A 20,528-nucleotide genomic window follows, 5' to 3' on the forward strand; every position below is an offset into this window, starting at 1 on the left:
GGACTACCGGCGCGCGTCTTTTCCGTTCCGATCCTTTTCCGGGGCAGCTGATGCCCCTGACCCGAGGCGGTCTCATGACCTACGAGCCCATTGCCGTATCCCCGCACGAGGATTTCGGATATCCGCGACAAGCGGTGAAGGCCGGGGCTGTACCGTCTCCCGAGGAACCGGCCGCCTACGAACCACCGATGGTGGTCGACCTGGGCCATGTCCGTGAGGTGACATTGGGCAGTTCCCCCAACGGGAGTGCCGATGCCAATGCCCAGTACTACTACTGATATTCCGGACAGCTGTCATGCCTCGACCTGCGGCCCCCGCCGCAGCCACTGACCTGCGTTGCCCGTCTCCTGTCCTTCCCCCTCCCGACGGGCCCACCGTCGCGGGTGTGCTGTCGCCGGCACCTGCCCCGGCGCCGAGTGGAGCCACCCGGCTGTGGCCAGGCGAAACCCTGCTCTGGTCCTGGGGTTCCTGGCACCCCGGTGAGGTCCGCACCGTAGCGTGCGCACGCGCCCGGGTGGCCGCCGTCGGCCAGTGCCTCGCCGACGAAGTGACGATGCGTCATGACCTGCGGCGGGCTGTGCAGGACGGCCGCTGGGAACGTCTGACCCGATGGCCCGGCGCCTACCTGCTCATCCTGCTCCAAGACGACGGCCACCTCACCGCGTATGCCGACCCGGCGGGGCAGTTTTCCCTCTACTACGGGCGCCACGGCCAAAACACGGTCCTGTCCACCCGAGCGAGGACCGCGGCGGCCCTGTCCGGAGCAGCCGGCCGGCCCGACCGGGCCGCGCTCGCCGCGCACATCGTCTGCCCCGCGGTTCCCGAACTCACGGAAGGGCGCACCGCGTACGACGGAATCAGCCGGCTGGGCGGGGGCCAGGCACTGAGAGTCGCTCCCTCCGGCAGCTGCACCCACTGGACGTACGAGGACCTCGCCCCCGACCCCGGAACGCGGTTCGACGACAGCGCAGCCGAGTTACGGTCAGCACTTACGCACGCTGTCACCCTGCGCACCGACGGCGCCCCACGGATCACTTCGGACTTCAGCGGCGGTCTGGACTCCACCTCTCTGGCCTTCCTGGCCGCCCGCGCAACCGGTCGACCGCCCCTGGATGCCTTCGTCTACCACCACCCCGACGCACCTGCCGGGGATCTCGACCACGCCCTGGCCCACGCCGAGCGGGCCCAATCGATCCGGCTCGCCGTAACCCGTGGCGGTGAGGACTCCCTGCCCTACGGCGGCGTGCCCGAGCACGGCTTCGCGGATCAGCCCGACCCGGCGGCAGTCATCGGCGCCCGACAGCGGCTGCGACTGGACCACATCGCGCGCGGCGGCCCCGGTATTCACCTGACCGGTGAGGGCGGCGACGCACTACTGGCCGCGCCCCCCTCCTATCTCGGTGACATCGCGGCCACAGTCGGACTGCGCCGGCTCCTGAGCGACGGGCGCGCACTGGCCCGCATACGTCAACTCTCCCCGGCAGACGTCATCCTGAGGGCCAGACGGCTTGCACACACCCCCCTGCACCAGGCGATGAGCGAACTCGCCTCCCGTCTCGACGAACCCCTGGACCACCCGCCACAGTGGGTGGACGCGGTTGCCTGGTGGCCGGCCCCGGGACCGGAGACGGCCTGGCTGACCATCAGGGCACGGCGGCAGCTGGCCGAACTGGCCGAGGAGCGTGCCCGATCGGCCGGCTCCACATCCCCTTCAGCCCCCGCGACACCGGGCACCCGGGCAGTCCTGTGCGAGCTGCGCGCCTCCGCCGCCACGCAGGCTCAGTTCGCCTCCACGGCCCGGGCGTTCGGCATCTGGCCGCACGCTCCCTTCCTGGACAGCGAGGTCGTACGGGCCTGCACACGCCTCCCGCTTCCGCACCGGATCGACCCGTTCACCGCCAAGCCACTGCTCGCGGCCGCCCTGACCGGCCTGGTCCCCGACCCCGTACTGCGGCGCAGGACCAAGGGCGACTACGCGGCCGAGAACTACCGCGGCGCCCGCCGCTCAGCGACACAGATCCGAGCACGGATCCACCGATCCCCGCTGGCCGAACTCGGAATCATCGAACCCTCGCGGGTGGTCGCCTCGGTCGAACAGGCGGTCGCGGGTCTGCCCGCACCTTTCCCAGCGCTCAACCGCCTGCTCGGCGCGGACTTGTGGCTGAGGGCCGACGGCTGCGGACAGGAGCGGCCATGACACGGCTGAGCGTGTCCGAGTACGTCCGCGAGAGTGCCTCACCGCACGGTGGCAGCGTGCTGCTGGACGTGCGGTCAGGTCACTGCTTCGCGATGAACTCCATGGCTCACACCCTCTGGCAGGAATGGCACCGCAGCGGGAACTTCGACTCCGCGGTGCTGGTGTTGGCCGGCCGTTACCCGGACCTGCAGCACGACCGGATCCGAGAGGACGCCTGCCGCCTCGCCGACAACCTGATCAGCCTTGGCCTCCTCACCGTGCACGCCCCGAGCCGGACGCCTCCCGCGGCAGGACAACGCACATACCCGTACCCGGCGGCCGACGCTCCGCTTCCAACGGCAGAGCGTGCAACGTTGACCGCGGGCCGGCGTCCGGACAGCCGCCGATCCGCCTCGCACGCCCCACCGCAGCGCGACGTTCCGCCCGCCACCGAAGTGCCCCTGGACGCAGCCCAGATGACCATGGCAGCTGAACCTGTGTGGGACGAAGGCGACCGCTCCCTTCGCGGCGCCGTGACTGCGGTGCTCGGCCTGTTCGCACTCCTCGGCGCCCTGCTGCTGATCCGGCTGCCGTTGAGAAACGTCTCCCGTACGGTGACCTGGACCGCGCGCACGTGGTGCCGGCGGGAGGCCACGCCGGAGCAGGCCTCCGCCTCCCTCGCGGCGGTGCGGCGGGCAGCCTGGTGGTACCCCGGACGCGCCGCCTGCCTGGAGTTGTCCCTGGCCACGCTCGGGGTCCTGGCCCTGACCCGCAGGCGGGGGGTGTGGTGCATCGGCACGGCGGACGACCCCTACCGTTTCCACGCGTGGGTGGAGGCGCAGGGAGTCGCCATCGCCTCACCTGACGAGTACGGCAACACCGAATTCCGCCGTGTCCTCTCCGTGAGCTGATTAGTTGGACGAACCGGCTGCGGGAACTAGGCCCCTCCACAGCCTCTTCTTGCCGCCGTGTTCAATTCGCACACGCCTGACGCCTGCTGGGTCTCCTACTGGATAGTTCCAAGAGCGCCGAGGAGAATTCGAGCAGATTCCCCTTCATCGGGCAGACTTTGTGCGCTAGCCTGACAAAGCGAAGGGGCGGTCACCGGTCTCCCGGCAACCGCCCCCTTGGGAGGGACCTGCTCGCCCCTCAGACGCGCGACAACAGCGCGTCGACCAGCGTCATGTCACCGTCTCCGTGAGTCATCACACTCAGGAACACGAGGACCATGACGATGATGACCACTCGCACGTGCCGCCAGTGCACAGAGACCGAACAGCGAGTGGTCATCGTCATCTTCATACTCATTTGACTTCACCTCACCTTCTCCACGCGTCGACGCCGGTCCCCGGAAATTCGGGAATGCGGCAGCGACTCCGCGTGAAGAACAGTGTTCCCGTCAACGCGCCGCAAGACAATGGCCTTTGACGCACCCCCACGCGCCTCACGAGCCCCAGTCCAAGGGAATCCACTCCGCACCACAATTCAATTCGCCTATCTGCAGCGAGTCATGAACGCCGTCGCGATGTGAACCGAAGATTGAGACCGCTCTCCGCCCCTGGCGCCACCTCGGCGGGCACTACGGAGGCAGGTCGTCGCGCACTACCGAACCGTCAGCAAGCCTTCCTTCACTCCAGCCCCACCAGGGCACGCCCAGTGCTCGATTCGAAGGCAAACGGCGAGTGAGCACCCCTCGCCCTCATCGAATAACGCGGTGCATGCCTCGCGTCGACGCCGTTTTCACGTACGAGCCAGTACCCCCGAACCCGCCTGGGTGTGACGCAAGTCACATGTCTCGCAGGTCTGCAGGTGGGGCGTGTCCAGTTGCGGACCCGCGGACCACCAGACGAGGTCTTTACGCGGCGTCCGCCGCCTGCGATCAGCCTCGCCGCGGCGCCGACCCACGAGTACCGGGGAGGAACCTTGCGCCACTTGATCGTCTACCTTGCGTTGCGAACCGAGAAGGGGAGCCGTGCAGGCGGGTTCGGGCCGGTCTGGCGCCTCAGTTCGACGCGGGGTGGGGAAAGCGGTCGCCGAGGACGAAGGCAGCGGGCCAAGTCTCCGTCAGCACCTTGCTGAGCAAGGGGTCGCTGGACTCCAGGACCTCGCTGTGGTGGACCGAGCCGTCCTCGTTGATCCGTTGGCCGCCGAGGACGACGGGGGCGCGCAGGACGTCCTTGCCCCAGGGGCCGATGGCGTTGCACAGCAGGCCCTCGAAGCGATGGCCGTCCAGGTTGTCGTCGCGGACCCGCTGCACGAAGTCGTCGATCACGGCTGCCTGGAGGTAGATCCAGGCGAGGTAGACCACCGTGCGGCCGTCGTCGAGACGGATCGGGAGGCGGACCTTGAGGAAGTTGCCGACGCCTTCCGCGATGATGATCGCGCCCGTGTCGGACTTCACGCGGCGCCTGCGCTCCGCCTCTGAGAGCTCGGCGACCAGGTGGGGCAGGGCCAGGTCGAAGCCGGGGTGCTCCGGGTCGAGGTGGCCGCCGCATGCGCAGGCGGCGCCGTGGGTGTGGGCCTTGACCTGCACCGAGGCAGACGCGAGATCGAGTGGGGTCGTCGGGTAGCTCGGTTCGCTGCTGCCCGCTGGTACCGGAAGCAGCAGCGCGTAGAACCGCACCGCTGTGAATGTCGTCGGCTCGGGCAGCCCGAGCGCCGTCAAGGCCGCCGAAGCTGCCTCGTGGCGCTCACCGTTGACGCGGATTTCGGCCTGCATCGCGCCTGGGCGACCGCCGTAGAAGACTTTGACGCCGTTGAAGAAGGGCGATTCCAGGTCGGCGGCGAACGAGTCCGCGACCTGGTGGAGCACGTTCGCTTCGAGCAGCGCGCGCTGCAGCCGCCTGTTCTCGTCGACGTTGCTTCCGAGACCGACCACGCCTGACGTGATCGTGTGCCAGCCGGGTACGCCGCGTTCGTCGTCGGGGTCGGTGTGGTCTGCGAAGTGTGCGCGGCGGTCCAGGAGTTCCAGCAGGCAGACGCCCGCCGTCTGCACCCATGTATTCGCCGCGTCCTGCGGATCGGCGGACATCGACACGACGCAGTCCATGAAGCACGGTACGTCCGGCTGGAGGCTGACGTCGGGCAGCGCGACGAGGTCGTAGTGGTGGCCACCCCCGTGGTGGGGCGGGGCGACGGCCGCGGCCCAACCCTGCGGGCTGATCAACGAGTTGCCCTTGAGCTGGGCGCCCTGTGTCACTCCTGGCGCGATCTCTTCGAGCCCGGTTTTGACCAGCGCGAGGAACTCCAGATCGGGCAGCCGCTTCGCCGACGGCTCCTCTTTGCGCTTATGACGTCGTATCCATGACACCCGTGGATGGTACTGAGCCCGGCCGACCGGACAGCGCTCGGATGTGCGGTTGCGCGGACTCCCGCCGGTGACGGGAGACTCTCGGGCCTGCCCGGGCACTCCGGTCGGGGCATCGTCAGCCGAACCGTCGTACGCGGCCTGCATGTCCTCGTGGCCGCATCCACCGAAGACGCTGTCGCCCCGAAGTTCCCCGAACCGCCCAACGGACCGTTCTTGGGCGCGACGCGATCAGGCCGTCTTACGCGGTCCGCTGCGGCGGTATCCCTCCCAGACCGGGCCTCCCGCCGTGTCGAGGACCTCTGTGACGAGCGAGGTGAGGCCCTCTGACACTCCGCGCAGGGCGGCTTGCGCCGTCTCGTCCAGGCGCGCGGCCAGGTCTGGCGCGACAGGTTCGAGGCGCCGGGCCAGCCACTTGCCGCCGCCGAGCCACGCGCCGTGGGTCAGCAGCGCCAACTCGCCGGTCCGCCGTACGAGTTCGGCCACGACGAACAGCCGTTCCCCCGCATCCGTACAGGCGGCGAAGTCGTCGAGCAGGTCCGTCAGCGCGTACCGGGCGTCTTCGAGTGCCGAGTCGGTGACCGGGGGAGGGCCTGCGGCCGCGAGGCGTTTCGCCGTGTCCGCGATCCGGGCTCCTGTCCCGTCGGCGTCGAGCAGCAGCACACCATCGGCGCACATCCACAACAGGGGCGAGTTCCGCTGCACGATCTCCGGGGTCACGAAGCTGTGCCAGGAGTCTTCGGTGTGCACGAACAACTCCACCGGCCAGTTCCCGTACCGCAGGCTCTGACGGTACGGGGCGGGCGGGCCGTCGAGCAGGACGACGACGTCCAGGTCGGACCGGGCGGTGCGCCGGCTCGTCAGGACACTGCCGCCGAGGAACGCGGCACGGGCGTCGGGGTGGCGCTCCAGAACAAGAGCTCGGGCAAGATCGAGTACGTCCATGCCCATACTCTGCCGTGGTTCCACGGACTCCGAAGCGCGGCCCCGCACGGGAAGTGGCACTCGTACGCCTCCGGGATCGGAACTGTGCTCATGATCGCCCATGAGGACCCGTGCTCACCGACGGTGGAATCCGCGGTCTTTGCGGTACAAGTGCGCATGGGAATGCGGCACTTGCCCGCACTACCGGCGGTGCAGGGGCGAGATCCGGCTGGTGTGCCCGGCATGGGGCGGCGATTCGCAGCTCGGCCTTCCCCACAGGGCATCGGCGGCATCACGGAGGACCTGCTCGATCACCGGGCGGCTTCACCTACTGGTGATGCCAGGGCTACGCCGGCTGGTCGCAGGCCACTTCACGCCCGCGCGGATCGCCGCGCTCCGGCCGCGCATCGTGGAGATCGCCGCCGATCTGCTCGCCAACTCCCGGCAGCGGGGACGGCCGACCTGGTGAGCGGATACGCGCTGCCGTTGCCGGTCACGGTGATCTGCGAGCTGTTCGGGGTGCCGGAGGCAGACCGTACGGTGTTCCGCGCCTGGTCGAACGAACTCGTGATGCCCGCGTCGCCCCAGGCCGGAGCCTCGGCGGCGGGAGCCCTGGGCGCCTACCTGGCCGACCTGATCCACCGGAAGCGCGGCGCTCAAGAGGCCGACCTGCTCAGCGACTTGGTCGCCACGGCTCGTGAACCCGGTGTCGAGTCCCCCCTCACCTCCGAGGGACTCCTCCGCGACCGTCCACGCCTTGCTCACCCACCCCGATCAGCTCGAACTGCAGCGCAATGAAACGGAGTTGGTCGGTTCGGCGGTGGAAGAGGCGCTGCGTCACTACGCGTCAGCTCAAGGTGTGGGCGTGGGTGGGTAGTTCGGGCGGCACCGCTTAGGGCGCCAGGCGAAGGTGCTGGGCTTGGCGTGGTCCCGGTGCCGCTCAAGCGCAGCCCCCTATGCCTGGGCAGATCGCGTTGATGGAACGCGTCGTCGGCGCAGAAGCCGTCCAGAGGGCTGCCAGAGGGCGGAGGTCAGGCCGAGGATGAGGGGGATCTGCAGCAACTGTTGGATCACCGGCGGCCCGGGCCTGCCTCCCCGCCTGAGTGGGGCGGTGCCCTGCGGGTCGACGGTCACCGTGTAAGTGCCGCCCACCACCCACTTCCAGCGCATGAGCCCACTCTCCTCGATCGGGGCCATCGGCGGGCCGTCGACAACGGTGACCGTGTAGATGTGCACGCTCGCGTCCATGCCGTCGCCGGCGGACCACTGGATCTGTCGGACCCTGACGTGTTCGGTACGCCCGTGCTGGTGCAGTGCCTGCTGAGCCAGCTCCCGGTCCTGCAGGAACAGCACCCCGACAAGGCACGCCGCACACAGCAGCCACCGGATGTCCAAGCGCCAGCACATCCCCAGGCGAGGAGAAGCACCAGCGCGCACAGCACCTCGATCCACTGGGCGTGCGTGACGAAAGCCGTGCGTACGACCAGTCGCACGATCGCCCACAGCGCCAACGCTCCGCCGGTGCTCACGACACCCACCAGCACCCGTCGGCCCACGTCTCGCCGACCTGTGTCTGGTTCCTTCGCGCTCACCCTCACCCCTGCTCTCGACGAGACCGTCGGCCTGGTGGTGCACGCGTTCCAAGGTATGGATTGTTCAACGATCCTTCAATAGGATGGTTCAACATCCAGCCGTCTGATTCGCGGACGCGGAGCGGTAACCAAGCGGAGGGCTGCAGAAGATGAGCCATCATCAGGACGAAGAGCTCGACGACAACGGGCGGATCCTGTTCAGCGACGACCCCGCCCTGCAGCTCGGTGTGCTGACGGGTCTGGAGACCGGGGAAGGCGCGGTCGCCCTCGGTCCCGCGCAGATGCGCCCCATGCCCACCGCCCTCTTCGAGTTCAGGCGGGCCGTGGGCGTGGGCTACTTCGGGTACATCCTGCCGAAGAGAGCCTCGCCCGACGACGTACCCGAGGAACCGCAGCTCGAAGGCGCCATCCTGTTCGGCATGAGGCGCCTGCCGCCCGAGATCTCCGACCTGTACTCGATCCCCGGATGGGAGCTGCACGAACTACCCGAGCAACAGCCGCATCTGGCGCGGAGCTACATACCCACCGACTCCCGGCTGGAACTGCGGACGCCCGACGGTGAGATCTACTCCCGGATCTGTGTCCCGCACGACCCCGAGTGGACAGCCGCCGCCCTGCGTCTCGGCTACGTCGTGGTCCTGTGCGGCGTGGAGCTGGGGATCCGCGCACCGTATGCGATGAGCGCCGCCCAGCACACCGCGGGCATGAGCCACGAGGCCTTCTGCCGCGGACTCGCGTTGGGCCTGACCATCGGCGGACTCGTCACCTACGTCGACCACCACTGACCCGAACGGTCCGTCACCCCCTCGATCATCGTCACGGACTCCCCGTGAACCCGCTCCACCGCCCGGTGCTCGGCCTCGCTCACCACGGTCAACCGGCGACCTTGGGCATGCTCGGTCCTCGTCCTTCCAGTGGCCGAGCCGCCAGTCGCCCAGGATCAGTGCCTCAAGGGTGTCCTCGACGACCCGCAGCGCCTGCGCGCTCCGCACCTTGCGCTGGAACACGTCACGCTGAGAGGCGGTCTCGCCCGCCCTGAACTCCCGCTTCCCCGACCCCTGTTGTTGGCGTGAGTCATCCCTGTCCGCGCGCCACCGCCCGGAACTCCAGCGGCGTACGGCCGTCCCGCTTGCGGAAGAACTTCGCGAAGTCGGTCGGCTCGGTGAAGCCGAGGGTGCGGGAGATGTCCGCGGCCGTGGCGTCGGTGTGGACGAGGAGGCGTTTGGCCTCCAGGAGGATGCGGGCGTCGAGGTACTGCTTGGCGGTCGCGCCGGTGGCCGTGAGGGTCGCGCGGGTGAGGGTGCGCGGGCTGTAGCCGAGGGCGGCGGCGTAGTCGGCGACGCGGTGGCTGCTGCGGAAGTCCCGTTCCAGCGCGGCGCTGTAGCGGCGGAACGTGTCGTCGGCCGGGGCGGACGACACCGGGTCCGGGCGGACGTGCGAGAGGCGCAGCAGGAGGACGGAGAGGAGCATGCGGAGGGTCTGGAGGTGGGCGTCGAGGGGGAGCGAGGCCAAGTCGGCGTACTCGTAGGTGAGGTGACGGAGTGTCAGGCGTGCCGCTCGCGCGTGCGGGCCCGTCGGGAGCAGGGGTGACTGGTCGAAGGGGGGATCGGCCAGGACGAAGCCGGGCTGCCAGATGACGATCGTGCCCCGGGCCGTCGTCAGGTCGGCGGGGACGTACTGGTGCACCTGCCCCGAACTGACCCACAGCCAGCCGCCCTCCTCCACCACGCAGTCCGTGAAGTCCACCCGGTGCCGCAGCGTCCCCTCGGTGACATGGATCAGGTGGTGGAAGTCCGGGCGCTGCGGCGCCGACAGGTCGATGCCGCGCCGCTCACCGCGCGCCAGCAGCTCGGTGAAGTCCACGACGTCCATCCCGATGGGTGCGGCGAGCGACGGCCGGTACGGCACGTCCGTGATCTCAGGCTGACCGTTTTTTCCCATGGTGAGTCCCGAGCCTACCCTTGCCGGGCCCCGAACCGCTCCTACGGTCGACGTCACAGAGACCGAACCGGGCAAGGAGCTGACGACGTGCGACTGATCGTGGGGATGACCGGAGCGACCGGTGCCGTCCTCGGTGTCCGGCTGCTGGAGCAGCTCGCCGAGCTGCCGGAGGTGGAGACCCATCTCGTCCTCAGCCGGTGGGCCCGGACCACCGTCGAGCTGGAGACGGGGCGCACCGCCCGCGAGGTCGCAGGGCTGGCGGACGTCGTCCACGGCCCCGAGGACCAGGGCGCCACCATCGCCTCCGGCTCGTTCCGCACCGACGGCATGGTCATCGTGCCCTGCTCCATGAAGACCCTGGCCGGCATCCGCACCGGCTACGCCGACGGGCTGATCGGCCGGGCCGCCGACGTGATCCTCAAGGAACGCCGCCCGCTGGTCCTCGTACCGCGCGAGACCCCCCTGAGCGAGATCCACCTGGAGAACATGCTCGACCTCGCGCGCAAGGGCGTCCGCATCGTGCCGCCGATGCCCGCTTTCTACAACCACCCCGCGACGGTCGACGACATCGTCACCCACATCACCTCCCGCGTCCTCGACCAGCTCGACCTGCCCGCCCCGGCCGCCAAGCGCTGGGAAGGCATGCGACCCGCCCGCGACGCCCGCATCCACCCGGCCGCCTGACCCACCACCAGTTACATCCGAACGCCCTAAATCCCTTGCGCCACACGCCCCTTCACGTACGGAGCCCCCATGCCCTACGACGACCTGCGCAGCTTCCTGGACATCCTCGACAAGGAGGGCCAGCTCCTGCGGATCACCGAACAGGTGCTCCCCGAACCGGACTTGGCCGCCGCCGCCAACGCGGCCGGACGCATCGGCGAAGGCGCCCCCGCCCTCTACTTCGACAACGTCAAGGGCTTCACCGACGCCCGGATCGCGATGAACGTCCACGGCTCCTGGCGCAACCACGCCCTCGCCCTCGGACTGCCCCCGGACACCTCCGTACGTGAGCAGGTCGAGGAGTTCGCCCGCCGCTGGGACGCCTTCCCGGTCGCGCCGGAGCGCCGCGAGGACGCGCCCTGGCGGGAGAACGCCCAACAGGGCGCCGACATCGACCTGTTCAAGGTCCTCCCGCTGTTCCGGCTCAACGACGGCGACGGCGGCTTCTACCTCGACAAGGCCGCCGTGGTCTCCCGCGACCCCCGCGACCCGGACCACTTCGGCAAGCAGAACGTCGGCACGTACCGCATCGAGGTCATCGGCCGCGACCGCCTCGCCTTCCAGCCGGTCCCCATGCACGACGTGGCCCAACACCTGCATGCAGCCGAGGAGTTGGGAGAAGACCTGCCCATCGCGATCACCCTCGGCAACGACCCGGTCATCACCGTCGTCGCCGGCATGCCGATGGGCTACGACCAGTCCGAGTACGAGATGGCCGGCGCCCTGCGCGGAGCCCCCGCACCCATCGCCACCGCCCCGCTCACCGGCTTCGACGTCCCCTGGGGCTCCGAGGTCGTCATCGAGGGCGTGGTGGAGAGCCGCAACCGCCAAATAGAGGGCCCCTTCGGCGAGTTCACCGGCCACTACTCCGGCGGCCGGCGCATGCCGACGATCCGCGTCGACCGCGTCTCGTACCGCACGAACCCGGTCTTCGAGTCCCTCTACCTGGGCATGCCGTGGACCGAGGTCGACTACCTCGTCGGCCCCAACACCTGCGTCCCCCTCCTCAAGCAACTCCGCGCCGAATTCCCCGAGGTGCAGGCCGTCAACGCCATGTACACGCACGGCCTCGCGGTGATCGTGTCGACGAAGAAGCGCTACGGAGGCTTCGCCAAGGCCGTCGGCATGCGCGCGATGACCACCCCGCACGGCCTCGGCTACGTCACGCAGGTCATCGTCGTGGACGAGGACGTCGACCCCTTCGACCTGCCCCAGGTGATGTGGGCGATGTCCGCGAAGGTGAACCCCCAGGACGACGTGGTCATCGTCCCCAACCTGTCGGTCATGGCACTCGCGCCGGCCGCCAACACCCCCGGAATCACCAGCAAGATGATCATCGACGCCACGACCCCGGTCGCCCCGGACGACAGGGGTCACTTCGACACGCCCGTACGGGACCTCCCCGAGACCCCGGAGTGGGCGGAGCGGCTGCGCGCCCTCATCGCCGCCCGCTGAACGCCCACCGCATCCACCTCAGGAGCCACCCGCCATGATCTGCCCCCGCTGCGCCCACGACACGCTCGACACCGTGACCACCTCGCCGGTCCCCGGCGTGTGGGACGTACTCCAGTGCGTCCGCTGTCTCTACATGTGGCGCACCACCGAACCCGACCGCCGCACGCGGCGCGAGGCGTACCCCGTGGAGTTCCGGATGACACAGGCCGACATCGACGCCGCCCCGGAAGTCCCCGTCGTACCGCCGCTGATCGTCCGCTGAAGCGTGCGGCCGGGTCAGATGGCCAGGATCGCGCGGACCCGCTTTCCGCCACCGGTGACGGGGGTGACGTCGAAGCGGTGGGCCAGGCAGCGGACCATGGCCAGGCCGCGTCCGCTCTCGCCCTCGGCCGTCAGCGGCCGCACGCGCGGCGGGGCCGGGTTGTCGTCGTAGACCTCGACCGTGACGCGCTCGTCGGACAACTGGATCCGCAACCGGCACTCGCCGCGGCCGTGTTCGGTCGCGTTGGCGACGAGTTCGGACACGATGAGCGTCGCGTCGTCGATCTGCGACGGGCCCACCCGCTCCATCCGATGACGGGAGCGGGCGAGGAACTCCGAGGTCAGCCTCCGTGCCTGACCCGCCGACGCGGCCTCGTCGGGCAGCAGGTACTCCACGCGTACAGAACGCCTATGGGTACGCCGATGCGTACGCATGGCGAATCACTTCCCCTCCTAGGACGACCCGGTATCCCCGCGGCGCCACCGCACCGGGGCCGCCGCATGCTGTGCGCGGCCGGTCCTACACAGTTCACTTGCCCTGAGTCCGTGATCGGCAATCGGACGTTGCCACATGGTTGTCGTCGATCAGGAAATGTCCGTTCTCGGACTCAATTGGGTAAAGGGCCGGGCACGTCGAGGGGATTGCCTGGCAGCCTTGCGATGTCCAAAGGTGGGGGAGGGGCCCCTGCGGAAGGCGCCCCCCGAAAGCCGCGACGCCCTTGGAGTGGACCATGGCCGCAGCGAAGCCGCAGCGCAGTCTTCCCTTGCTGACCTGGCTGCCCGCCGCGGTGATGGCGGTGGTCGCGGTCGGCGACCTCGTCACGGGCCCCGGCCTCGGCTTTCTCCCGCTGGCCTCCCTCGGACCGGCCTTCGCGGGCCTGGTCGGCGGCTGGCGCCGCACCGCGTGGTTCGGCGCGGCGGCTCTCGCCCTGTGCGTCGGACTCGGTCTCTACGACGGCCTGTTCCAGGAACGCCGGGGCTTTCTGGCGATGGTGTCGGTGGTCGGCGTGACCGGCGCGGGCATCGCCGCCGCCGTGATGCGCGGCCGCCGCGAGGCCGAACTCGCCAGCGTGCGGTCCATCGCCGAGGTCGCCCAGCGCGTGCTCCTACGACCCGTGCCGCTGACCGCCGGACCGCTCCAGGCCGCGGTGTCGTACACCTCCGCCGTCGCGGAGGCCCGGATCGGCGGCGACCTCTACGAAGTGGTCGCCTCCCCGCACGGCGTGCGGGTCATCGTCGGCGACGTCCAGGGCAAGGGCCTGGCCGCCGTCGAGACGGCCGCCGTGGTGCTCGGCGCGTTCCGCGAGGCCGCGCACGACGAACCCGATCTCGTCGGACTCGGCGAACGCCTGGAGCGCAGCGTCTCCCGGGTGCTGTCCGACGAGAAGTTCGTGACCGCCGTCCTCGCCGAGATCGGCGCGGACCACGAGGTGCTGTTCCTCAACTACGGCCACCCGCCACCGATGGTCGTACGGCGCAATGGCACCGCCGACTTCCCCGTGCCGCCCTCCTACGCCCCGCCGCTCGGCCTGGGCGGCGCCCGGGGCAGCGAGAACCCGAAGCCGTTCTCCGTGCGCTTCGCCCCCGGTGAGCAACTGCTGCTCTATACCGACGGCGTCACCGAGGCCCGCGACGACCGCGGCACGTTCTATCCGCTGGGGGAGCGGGCGCACCTGCTGAAGGAATCCGACGCGCAGAGCGCCCTCGACTCCCTCCGCGAGGACCTGGTCCGCCACACCGCGGGCCCCCTCCACGACGACGCCGCGATGCTCCTGCTGCGCTACCACGGCCACGCGACCACCACCGGGGACGAACCGCCCGTCCGGTGAGCACCGCAGGCCACCGGGCCGCCGCATGGTTCGCCCCACTTACTTGCTGCGTCAATCAAGTATCCTGATGGCATGACCACGCCCGAGCAGCCACTGCGCCCCATGAGCCCGCACGAGGAAGAGCTGGTGCGCGAACTCGCCCGGGTGATGCTCGTGCTGCCCCGGGCCGTCGACGCCGACATGCTGCGCGAACAGCGCCTGCCGCTGTCCGAGTACACGACCCTCATGCACCTCTCCGAAGCCGCGGACCGCCGCATGCGCATGAGCGAGCTGGCGTCGGTCCGCAACCTCTCGCTGAGCGGCATGACCCGCATCGTCGCGCGCCTGGAGACCCAGGGGCTCGTCGGCAGGGAGCGCTGCGCCGAGGACGCGCGCGGCTGGAACGCCGTCCTCACCGACCAGGGCCTCGCCCGCCTCCAGGAGGCCTGGCCCGCCCATCTGTCCAGCGTCCGACGGCATGTCCTCGACCACGTCGACGCCGACGACCTGACCCGGCTCCTCGGCGTGATGCGCCGTATCGCCACCTGACCCACCGAGCAGACCCAAGGAGTACGAGATGACCACCCCGACCACCCCCTCCGGCATCACCCTCGGCCTGGACACCTTCGGTGACGTCACGAACGACGCCGAGGGCTCGCCGCTCACCCACGGCCAGGCCATCCGCCGCCTCGTCGAGGAAGGCGTCCTCGCCGACCGGGCCGGAGTCGACCACTTCGGCATCGGCGAGCACCACACCGAGTCGATGCCGTTGTCGGCCGCCGACGTGGTCCTCGCGGCCATCGCCGCGCGCACCGAGCGCATCCGCCTCAACTCGGCGGTGGCCGTGATCAGTTCGGACGACCCGGTACGCGTCTTCCAGCGCTACGCCACCCTCGACGGCGTCTCCGGAGGCCGTGCCGAGGTCATCCTCGGCAGAGGGTCGAGCACCGAGTCGTTCCCGCTCTTCGGCTACGACCTGAACGACTACGAGGAGCTGTTCGAGGAGAAGGTCGCCCTCTTCGCCGAACTGCTCAAGGAGAAGCCCGTCACCTGGTCCGGCACCACCCGCGCCGCCCTCGACGGTGTCTCCGTGTACCCGCACAGCGAGACGGGTGCGATCCCCACCTGGATCGGCGTCGGCGGCAGCCCCCAGTCCGTCGTCCGCACCGCCCAGTACGGGTTCTCCCTGATGCTGGCGATCATCGGCGGCGACGTGGCCCGCTTCGCCCCGTTCTCCGAGCTGTTCCGGCGGGCACTCGCCGAGTTCGGCCACCCCGCACGCCCCATCGGTGTGCACGCGCCCGGCCATGTCGCCGCCACCGACGAACAGGCGCAGGAGGAATTCCTGCCCGCCTTCCAGCAGTTGATCGCCGGAGTGGCCCGGGAGCGCGGCTTCCGCACCTCGACCCGCGAGAGCCTCATGCGGGACGTCGGCCCCGGCGGCGCGCTGCACGTCGGTTCGCCCGAGACCGTGGCCCGTAAGATCACGGCCACCCTCAAGACCCTCGACGCGACCCGCTTCAACCTGAAGTACGGCATCACCGGCATGCCCCACGACGCCCTCATGACCACCATCGAGCTGTACGGCACGAAGGTGGCCCCGCTGGTGCGCGAGATGATGGCGGACTGACGCGCCGCCGCCCTGGGGGAGGCGGCGACCCGCAGCCCGCCGAGCCCCTAGTGGTGGTCGCCCGAGCCGCGTGTGAACGACTTGAACGTGTGGCTGAAGTACCAGGTGTCCTGCGCGATCCCGGAGCAGTTGTTGGCGGCCCCGGTGCCCACGCAGCTGCCGTTGTCGCGCTGGAGCGCCCAGAAGGACAGGGTGTTGATGCCCCGGGCGGCGGCCCAGTTCCTCACCGTGACCGCGTTCTGCGTGGTGAAGGTCTCCGCCGGGCCGAAGTCGTCGATGCCGGGCATCTCGGTGACGCCGATCGTCTTCCACAGCTTCGCCGGGTTCGACTTCGGGTGGAGCGCGGCGAGTTGGGAGTGCAGACCGGTCGCGGCGGTCTTGGTGTCCTGCGCCATGTCGTGGGCGGCGCCGTCGTAGTAGTCGAACGTCATGATGTTGACGACGTCCACGCGCGCGCCGTTGTCGACCGCGTTCTGCAGCAGGGCGACGCCGTTGGGCGCGAGACCGGTGGTGGTCGTCGGCAGCGTGTAGGAGAACTCCACGCTGCGGCCGGTGTGTCGGGCCCAGCGCTGCACCTTCGCGATCGCCTTGTTGCGGCGGTCGATGCCGGCCGTGTTGTTGATGGAGTCGGCCTCGATGTCGAGGTCGATACGGCTCACGCCGTACGTCGTCACCAGGCTCTCGTAGACCTTGGCGATGGCGTCGACGTCGGTGCAGCTGTCGGCGAGTTCGGTGTTGGTGGTGTCCGCGCTGTAGCCGCCGAAGGACGGGATGACGTTGCCGCCGCGCGCCTGGATCGTGGCGATGTCCTTGCCGAAGGTGGACTGCGCGATCGGCTGGGCGGGCTGGCCGTTCCAGTACGCCGTGCACGAACCGGGCGCCTCGGTCTGCAGGAAGGCCATCGTCAGGTACTTGTTGCCGGACGCGGCGGCGAGCGCCGCCGGGCTCTCACCGGTCCACGCCTCGAAGTACGGCGCCGCCACATGGTCCGGCATGGGCCGCGCGCGGTGCGAGGCGTCCGCGGCACCCCCGCCGAGTGCGACGAGCCCCGTGGACAAGGCGGTTACGGCCGCGCAGGACAGTGACGCGCGGAGAAGCCCAGGTCGTCTCATTGACGCTCCCATGCTGAAAGGAGAGAAGTCGCCCCGGACCGGGACGAACAGCGACCATATTTGGACTAGACCAATCGTCTGTCAAGGTTCTTTACAGTGAACTGGCCGTGCCGGTACGGGAATTCGACCTGGGACGCCCGGGGTGTGCGGGCGGGGTCAGTGGTGGTGCTGGTGCTCGTGTGCCTGCTCGCCCTGGTCCGGTGAGCCGCCCATCATCCGCAGCATGGCCGGACCGCCGCTGCGCAGGAACCGTACGACCAGACTCGCGGCCAGCAGCAGGAACACGATGTTCAGCCAGGTCGTGTAGTTCCACGTGATGCCGTCGTCGGGGATCTTGGCGTCGGCCTGGTCCGGGATCAGCCCCAGGCCCCCGAAGGCGAACTCGACGACGTAACCCGCGACGGCCATCGCGGCGAAGAAGGTGACCAGCAGGAAGCCGGCCATCCGGGCGCCGTAGTACTTCCGGTAGATGTTCAGGATGGGCAGGATCAGCAGATCGGCGTAGAGAAAAGCGATCACCCCGCCGAAGCTGATGCCGCCCTTCCACAGCACCACCGCCAGGGGCACGTTGCCGATCGAGCACACGAAGGTCGCGATGGCCACCAACGGGCCGACGAGCGGGCCGACCAGCTTCGCGGCGAGGGGGTGGTCCGCGAGGAAGAACGTGTGCCAGAAGCTGTCCGGCACCCAGGCGGCGATCGCCCCCGCGATCAGCAGTCCGGCCACCAGGTCGCGCAGGATCGCCGCCCACTCCATCACGAAGATGTGTGCGACGGACGTGAACCCGTCCCGCGAGAACAGCCGGCGGACGAAGCTCCCCTCGCCCCCGATCGACATGTCCATCGCCGCGTGCCCCTCCATGGAGCCGGCCAGCCCGCGCTCCGCCTGCTCCTGCGCCCGGTCCAGCAGCCGCTGCCGCAGGAAGAACCGGAACAGCACCGCGAGCACGACGATCATGATCGGCCCGCCGACGAACTCGGCCGCGGTGAACTGCCAGCCCATCAACAGGGCCAGGATCACGCCCAGTTCGACGACGAGGTTGGTCGAGGCGATCTCGAAGGCCATCGCGGCGGTGAAGTTCGCGCCCTTGCGGAACAGCGACCGCGCGAGCGCGACGGCCGCGTACGAACACGACGACGAGGCCGCGCCGAGCCCCGCGGACAGCGCGAGCGTGCGCGGCCGGTCGTCACCCAGCAGCCGTACGACCGTGGACCGACGCACCACCGCCTGCACGACGGCGGAGAGCGTGAAGCCGAGGATCAGCGCCCAGGTCACCTCCCAGGTCATCGACCCGGCAATGGACAACGCGTGCCCGATCGCTTCCATGAACCCGCCCCTCTCCCGTGTGCGACAGGCAGGACTGTACCCCTAGGGGGTATCACTCGCAGGGAGGGAGCCGCCTCGGAACCGCCACTGGATCTCGTCGAGCTGTCGAGAGCCGACCCCCCCCGGGCGGAAGAGGAATCACGGATGGCCCATGACACCGGGCTTCCGCCGGGGGCTGCTCGGACTCAGCTGACGGGCCGGCGTACCACGGCGACGTCCCGGGGGGAGAGGACCGGGAAGCCGTCGTCGCCCGTGCTGCCGACGAGGAGTTCGCCGGTCAGGCCGGTCAACGGGACTGTGTCGTCGGTGCGGTTGACCAGGAACAGGTAGCGGCTGTCGGCGTTCCGGCGCACGGTCAGTTCCACAACTCCCTTTGCGGAGTGGGGGAGTTCGCTGACGACACCGGCGGGCGCGAGCAGCTCGGGGAGCAGGCCCGTGAGGCCTTCGCGGCCCAGCCGGGTGGAGACGTACGCGGCCGAACCTCCGCCCACCGTACGGCGGGTGACGGCGGGACGGCCGGTGTAGGCGCCGCTGCGGTAGTGGGCCAGCACCTCCACCTCGGGGTCGGTCACCGTGATCCGGTCGGTCCACAGGGAACCGGTGGCGGTGCCGTCGAGGTCCAGCTCGACCGTGTCGCCGTCGAGCAGCGGGCCGAACTCCTCGATGCGGATGCCCAACAGGTCGCGCAGGGCGCCCGGGTAGCCGCCGAGCCAGATGTGGTCGTTCTCGTCGACGACACCGGAGAAGTAGGTGGAGACGAGGTGGCCGCCCTGCTCGACGTAGCGCGTGAGTTCCTTGGAGAGGGCCGCCGGGATCATGTGGAGGACCGGCGTGATGACCACGTCGTAGCGGTCGAGGGCGGTCTGCGCCGTGACGAGGTCGGCGCGGACGCCGAGGTCGAGGAGGGCGGAGTACCAGTCGAGCGCTTCCTGGCGGTAGTCGAGGCGGTCGGTGGGGTGCGAGTCCTGCTCGCTCGCCCACCAGGACTCCCAGTCGAAGACGATGCCGACCCGGGCGGTCTCGCGGTCGGACCCGGCGATGGGGGCCAACGTGCGCAGGGTGCGGCCGAGTTCGGCCACCGCGCGGAAGACCTCGCTGTCGGCTCCGGCGTGCGGGACCATCGCGGAGTGGTACTTCTCGGCGCCGGCCGCGGACTGGCGCCACTGGAAGTAGCAGACGGCGTCGGCTCCGTGCGCGACGTGCAGCAGCGCGTCGCGGGCGAGGTCGCCGGGGCGCTTCGCGACGTTGACGGGCTGCCAGTTGACCGCGCTGGTGGAGTGCTCCATCAGGAACCACGGGCGGCCGGCGGAGATGCCGCTGACGAGGTTCGCGGAGAACGACAGCTCGTCGCGGTCCTGCGAACCGGGCGTCACGTAGTGGTCGTTGGAGACGAAGTCGATCTCGGACGCCCAGTCGGCGTAGTTCATGCCCTTGGTGTTGCCCATCACCATGAAGTTGGTGGTGACCGGCACGTCCGGGGTGATCTCGCGCAACAGGTCGCGCTCGGCGCGGAGATGGTCCTTGAGCGCGTCCGAGGAGAAGCGCTTGAAGTCCAGTTGCTGGGTCGGGTTCGGGAACGAGGCGGCCAGCCGGGGCGGCAGGATCTGCTCCCAGTCGCTGTACCGCTGGGACCAGAAGGCCGTGCCCCAGGCCTGGTTGAGCGTGTCGACGGTGGTGTAGCGGGCGCGCAGCCAGTCGCGGAAGGCGCGGGCCGCGTCGTCGGAGTAGTCGTAGACGTTGTGGCAGCCCAGCTCGTTGGAGACGTGCCATGCCACCAGCGCGGGGTGGTTCGCGTAGCGCTCGGCCAACTTCCGTACCAGGCGCAGCGCGTGGTCGCGGAAGACGGGCGAGGTGGGACGCCAGTGCTGACGGCCACCGGGCCACAGGGTCTCGCCGGCGGCGGTCACCGGGAGGATCTCCGGGTGCTCCGTGCTCAGCCATGGCGGCGGGGACGCGGTCGCGGTGGCGAGGTCGACGCCGATACCGCCCGCGTGCAGCAGGTCCATGATCTCGTCCAGCCAGCCGAAGTCCCATGCGTCCCGGGCCGGTTGGATACGAGCCCAGGAGAAGATTCCCACGGAGACGATGCTGACGCCGGCCTCGCGCATCAGCCGGACGTCCTCGTCCCACACCTCGCGCGGCCACTGCTCCGGGTTGTAGTCGGCGCCGTAGGCGAGGCGGGGGGTGGTGGGTTCACCGTCCGGCCCGTGCCGCAACTGGGACAGGAGGGTGGAGATCATGGTGGTCCTTCCGGTTACTGCACTGGCGGTACG

The 20,528-nt window shown here is 69.7% G+C and carries 21 protein-coding genes; 12 read left to right on the top strand and 9 right to left on the bottom strand.

Annotated elements, in window-relative coordinates; translation table 11 throughout:
- The first annotated feature begins 74 nt into the window (after positions 1 to 74).
- The 3 genes from OHT77_RS42640 to OHT77_RS42650 all read left to right on the top strand — a co-directional run bounded on the left by OHT77_RS42640 (position 75) and on the right by OHT77_RS42650 (position 3,087).
- Entirely contained in the window at positions 75 to 278 is a 204-nt protein-coding gene (locus OHT77_RS42640) for a lasso RiPP family leader peptide-containing protein (protein WP_328833744.1), read from the top strand.
- Positions 279 to 385: 107 nt separating this feature from the next.
- The gene (locus OHT77_RS42645) at positions 386 to 2,197 is read left to right on the top strand and encodes an albusnodin/ikarugamycin family macrolactam cyclase (protein WP_328833745.1); all 1,812 of its coding nucleotides are present in this window, start codon (positions 386 to 388) and stop codon (positions 2,195 to 2,197) included.
- Positions 2,194 to 3,087 carry a lasso peptide biosynthesis B2 protein gene (locus OHT77_RS42650; protein ID WP_328833746.1) on the top strand — a complete coding sequence of 298 codons (894 nt, stop codon included), beginning with the start codon at positions 2,194 to 2,196 and terminating at the stop codon, positions 3,085 to 3,087. Before OHT77_RS42645 ends, OHT77_RS42650 begins: the two co-directional genes overlap by 4 nt.
- Before the next feature lie 238 nt (positions 3,088 to 3,325).
- Here OHT77_RS42650 and OHT77_RS42655 read toward each other — a convergent pair whose 3' ends face one another.
- The 3 genes from OHT77_RS42655 to OHT77_RS42665 all read right to left on the bottom strand — a co-directional run bounded on the left by OHT77_RS42655 (position 3,326) and on the right by OHT77_RS42665 (position 6,428).
- A complete protein-coding gene (locus tag OHT77_RS42655) occupies positions 3,326 to 3,472 on the bottom strand; it encodes a hypothetical protein (RefSeq protein ID WP_328833747.1) in 147 nt (48 codons plus the stop codon).
- A 706-nt stretch (positions 3,473 to 4,178) separates the two neighbouring features.
- Complete coding sequence (locus OHT77_RS42660; RefSeq protein WP_328833748.1) at positions 4,179 to 5,486, bottom strand: DUF6348 family protein; 1,308 nt, start codon at positions 5,484 to 5,486, stop codon at positions 4,179 to 4,181.
- A 228-nt stretch (positions 5,487 to 5,714) separates the two neighbouring features.
- Positions 5,715 to 6,428 carry a nucleotidyltransferase domain-containing protein gene (locus tag OHT77_RS42665; RefSeq protein WP_328833749.1) on the bottom strand — a complete coding sequence of 238 codons (714 nt, stop codon included), beginning with the start codon at positions 6,426 to 6,428 and terminating at the stop codon, positions 5,715 to 5,717.
- Positions 6,429 to 6,744: 316 nt separating this feature from the next.
- Between OHT77_RS42665 and OHT77_RS42670 the strand changes: the two genes are divergently transcribed.
- Together OHT77_RS42670 and OHT77_RS42675 are read left to right on the top strand one after the other, a co-directional pair.
- Complete coding sequence (locus OHT77_RS42670) at positions 6,745 to 6,876, top strand: hypothetical protein (protein WP_328833750.1); 132 nt, start codon at positions 6,745 to 6,747, stop codon at positions 6,874 to 6,876.
- Positions 6,873 to 7,205, top strand: coding sequence for a hypothetical protein (locus OHT77_RS42675; RefSeq protein ID WP_328833751.1), 333 nt, complete (start codon positions 6,873 to 6,875; stop codon positions 7,203 to 7,205). The genes OHT77_RS42670 and OHT77_RS42675 overlap by 4 nt, the downstream gene beginning before the upstream one ends.
- Before the next feature lie 156 nt (positions 7,206 to 7,361).
- Here the strand turns inward: OHT77_RS42675 and OHT77_RS42680 are convergent, their stop codons facing one another.
- Complete coding sequence (locus OHT77_RS42680) at positions 7,362 to 7,802, bottom strand: hypothetical protein (protein ID WP_328833752.1); 441 nt, start codon at positions 7,800 to 7,802, stop codon at positions 7,362 to 7,364.
- 346 nt (positions 7,803 to 8,148) lie between these two features.
- On the opposite strand from OHT77_RS42680, the gene OHT77_RS42685 reads away from it, so the two are divergent.
- Positions 8,149 to 8,784: a hypothetical protein gene (locus OHT77_RS42685; protein ID WP_328833753.1), complete on the top strand. Its 636-nt coding sequence runs from the start codon at positions 8,149 to 8,151 to the stop codon at positions 8,782 to 8,784.
- 289 nt (positions 8,785 to 9,073) lie between these two features.
- Here the strand turns inward: OHT77_RS42685 and OHT77_RS42690 are convergent, their stop codons facing one another.
- Complete coding sequence (locus OHT77_RS42690; RefSeq protein WP_328833754.1) at positions 9,074 to 9,940, bottom strand: helix-turn-helix domain-containing protein; 867 nt, start codon at positions 9,938 to 9,940, stop codon at positions 9,074 to 9,076.
- Between the two features lie 87 nt (positions 9,941 to 10,027).
- Between OHT77_RS42690 and OHT77_RS42695 the strand changes: the two genes are divergently transcribed.
- The 3 genes from OHT77_RS42695 (at position 10,028) to OHT77_RS42705 (ending at position 12,380) form a co-directional block, all read left to right on the top strand.
- Entirely contained in the window at positions 10,028 to 10,624 is a 597-nt protein-coding gene (locus OHT77_RS42695) for a non-oxidative hydroxyarylic acid decarboxylases subunit B (protein WP_328833755.1), read from the top strand.
- Positions 10,625 to 10,693: 69 nt separating this feature from the next.
- Positions 10,694 to 12,118, top strand: a complete 1,425-nt coding sequence (locus OHT77_RS42700) for a non-oxidative hydroxyarylic acid decarboxylases subunit C (protein WP_328833756.1) — start codon at positions 10,694 to 10,696, stop codon at positions 12,116 to 12,118.
- A gap of 34 nt (positions 12,119 to 12,152) precedes the next feature.
- Positions 12,153 to 12,380 carry a non-oxidative hydroxyarylic acid decarboxylases subunit D gene (locus tag OHT77_RS42705; protein WP_328833757.1) on the top strand — a complete coding sequence of 76 codons (228 nt, stop codon included), beginning with the start codon at positions 12,153 to 12,155 and terminating at the stop codon, positions 12,378 to 12,380.
- Between the two features lie 14 nt (positions 12,381 to 12,394).
- On the opposite strand, the gene OHT77_RS42710 is transcribed toward OHT77_RS42705, so the two are convergent.
- Positions 12,395 to 12,814, bottom strand: coding sequence for an ATP-binding protein (locus OHT77_RS42710; protein ID WP_328833758.1), 420 nt, complete (start codon positions 12,812 to 12,814; stop codon positions 12,395 to 12,397).
- A 296-nt stretch (positions 12,815 to 13,110) separates the two neighbouring features.
- On the opposite strand from OHT77_RS42710, the gene OHT77_RS42715 reads away from it, so the two are divergent.
- The 3 genes from OHT77_RS42715 to OHT77_RS42725 all read left to right on the top strand — a co-directional run bounded on the left by OHT77_RS42715 (position 13,111) and on the right by OHT77_RS42725 (position 15,817).
- Positions 13,111 to 14,208 (top strand): PP2C family protein-serine/threonine phosphatase, encoded by a 1,098-nt coding sequence (locus OHT77_RS42715; protein ID WP_328833759.1) that lies wholly within the window; start codon positions 13,111 to 13,113, stop codon positions 14,206 to 14,208.
- A gap of 72 nt (positions 14,209 to 14,280) precedes the next feature.
- Positions 14,281 to 14,736 (top strand): MarR family winged helix-turn-helix transcriptional regulator, encoded by a 456-nt coding sequence (locus OHT77_RS42720; protein ID WP_328833760.1) that lies wholly within the window; start codon positions 14,281 to 14,283, stop codon positions 14,734 to 14,736.
- Between the two features lie 28 nt (positions 14,737 to 14,764).
- A complete protein-coding gene (locus OHT77_RS42725; protein WP_328833761.1) occupies positions 14,765 to 15,817 on the top strand; it encodes an LLM class flavin-dependent oxidoreductase in 1,053 nt (350 codons plus the stop codon).
- 47 nt (positions 15,818 to 15,864) lie between these two features.
- Here OHT77_RS42725 and OHT77_RS42730 read toward each other — a convergent pair whose 3' ends face one another.
- From OHT77_RS42730 to OHT77_RS42740, 3 genes are all read right to left on the bottom strand, one after another.
- The gene (locus OHT77_RS42730; protein ID WP_328833762.1) at positions 15,865 to 16,875 is read right to left on the bottom strand and encodes a chitinase; all 1,011 of its coding nucleotides are present in this window, start codon (positions 16,873 to 16,875) and stop codon (positions 15,865 to 15,867) included.
- A 210-nt stretch (positions 16,876 to 17,085) separates the two neighbouring features.
- Positions 17,086 to 18,255, bottom strand: coding sequence for a permease (locus OHT77_RS42735; RefSeq protein WP_328833763.1), 1,170 nt, complete (start codon positions 18,253 to 18,255; stop codon positions 17,086 to 17,088).
- 185 nt (positions 18,256 to 18,440) lie between these two features.
- Complete coding sequence (locus tag OHT77_RS42740; protein WP_328833764.1) at positions 18,441 to 20,495, bottom strand: beta-galactosidase; 2,055 nt, start codon at positions 20,493 to 20,495, stop codon at positions 18,441 to 18,443.
- Positions 20,496 to 20,528: the final 33 nt, after the last annotated feature.

Source organism: Streptomyces sp. NBC_00252, from assembly GCF_036187565.1.
In the GTDB taxonomy this organism is placed as follows: domain Bacteria; phylum Actinomycetota; class Actinomycetes; order Streptomycetales; family Streptomycetaceae; genus Streptomyces.

Coding starts and splice junctions, on each gene's coding strand:
- OHT77_RS42715 (WP_328833759.1), top strand. CDS start 13,111: ATGGCCGCAGCGAAGCCGCAGCGCAGTCTTCCCTTGCTGACCTGGCTG.
- OHT77_RS42650 (WP_328833746.1), top strand. CDS start 2,194: ATGACACGGCTGAGCGTGTCCGAGTACGTCCGCGAGAGTGCCTCACCG.
- OHT77_RS42705 (WP_328833757.1), top strand. CDS start 12,153: ATGATCTGCCCCCGCTGCGCCCACGACACGCTCGACACCGTGACCACC.
- OHT77_RS42690 (WP_328833754.1), bottom strand. CDS start 9,940: ATGGGAAAAAACGGTCAGCCTGAGATCACGGACGTGCCGTACCGGCCG.
- OHT77_RS42665 (WP_328833749.1), bottom strand. CDS start 6,428: ATGGACGTACTCGATCTTGCCCGAGCTCTTGTTCTGGAGCGCCACCCC.
- OHT77_RS42685 (WP_328833753.1), top strand. CDS start 8,149: ATGAGCCATCATCAGGACGAAGAGCTCGACGACAACGGGCGGATCCTG.
- OHT77_RS42720 (WP_328833760.1), top strand. CDS start 14,281: ATGACCACGCCCGAGCAGCCACTGCGCCCCATGAGCCCGCACGAGGAA.
- OHT77_RS42655 (WP_328833747.1), bottom strand. CDS start 3,472: ATGACGATGACCACTCGCTGTTCGGTCTCTGTGCACTGGCGGCACGTG.
- OHT77_RS42670 (WP_328833750.1), top strand. CDS start 6,745: ATGCCAGGGCTACGCCGGCTGGTCGCAGGCCACTTCACGCCCGCGCGG.
- OHT77_RS42700 (WP_328833756.1), top strand. CDS start 10,694: ATGCCCTACGACGACCTGCGCAGCTTCCTGGACATCCTCGACAAGGAG.
- OHT77_RS42735 (WP_328833763.1), bottom strand. CDS start 18,255: ATGGAAGCGATCGGGCACGCGTTGTCCATTGCCGGGTCGATGACCTGG.
- OHT77_RS42640 (WP_328833744.1), top strand. CDS start 75: ATGACCTACGAGCCCATTGCCGTATCCCCGCACGAGGATTTCGGATAT.
- OHT77_RS42725 (WP_328833761.1), top strand. CDS start 14,765: ATGACCACCCCGACCACCCCCTCCGGCATCACCCTCGGCCTGGACACC.
- OHT77_RS42740 (WP_328833764.1), bottom strand. CDS start 20,495: ATGATCTCCACCCTCCTGTCCCAGTTGCGGCACGGGCCGGACGGTGAA.
- OHT77_RS42710 (WP_328833758.1), bottom strand. CDS start 12,814: ATGCGTACGCATCGGCGTACCCATAGGCGTTCTGTACGCGTGGAGTAC.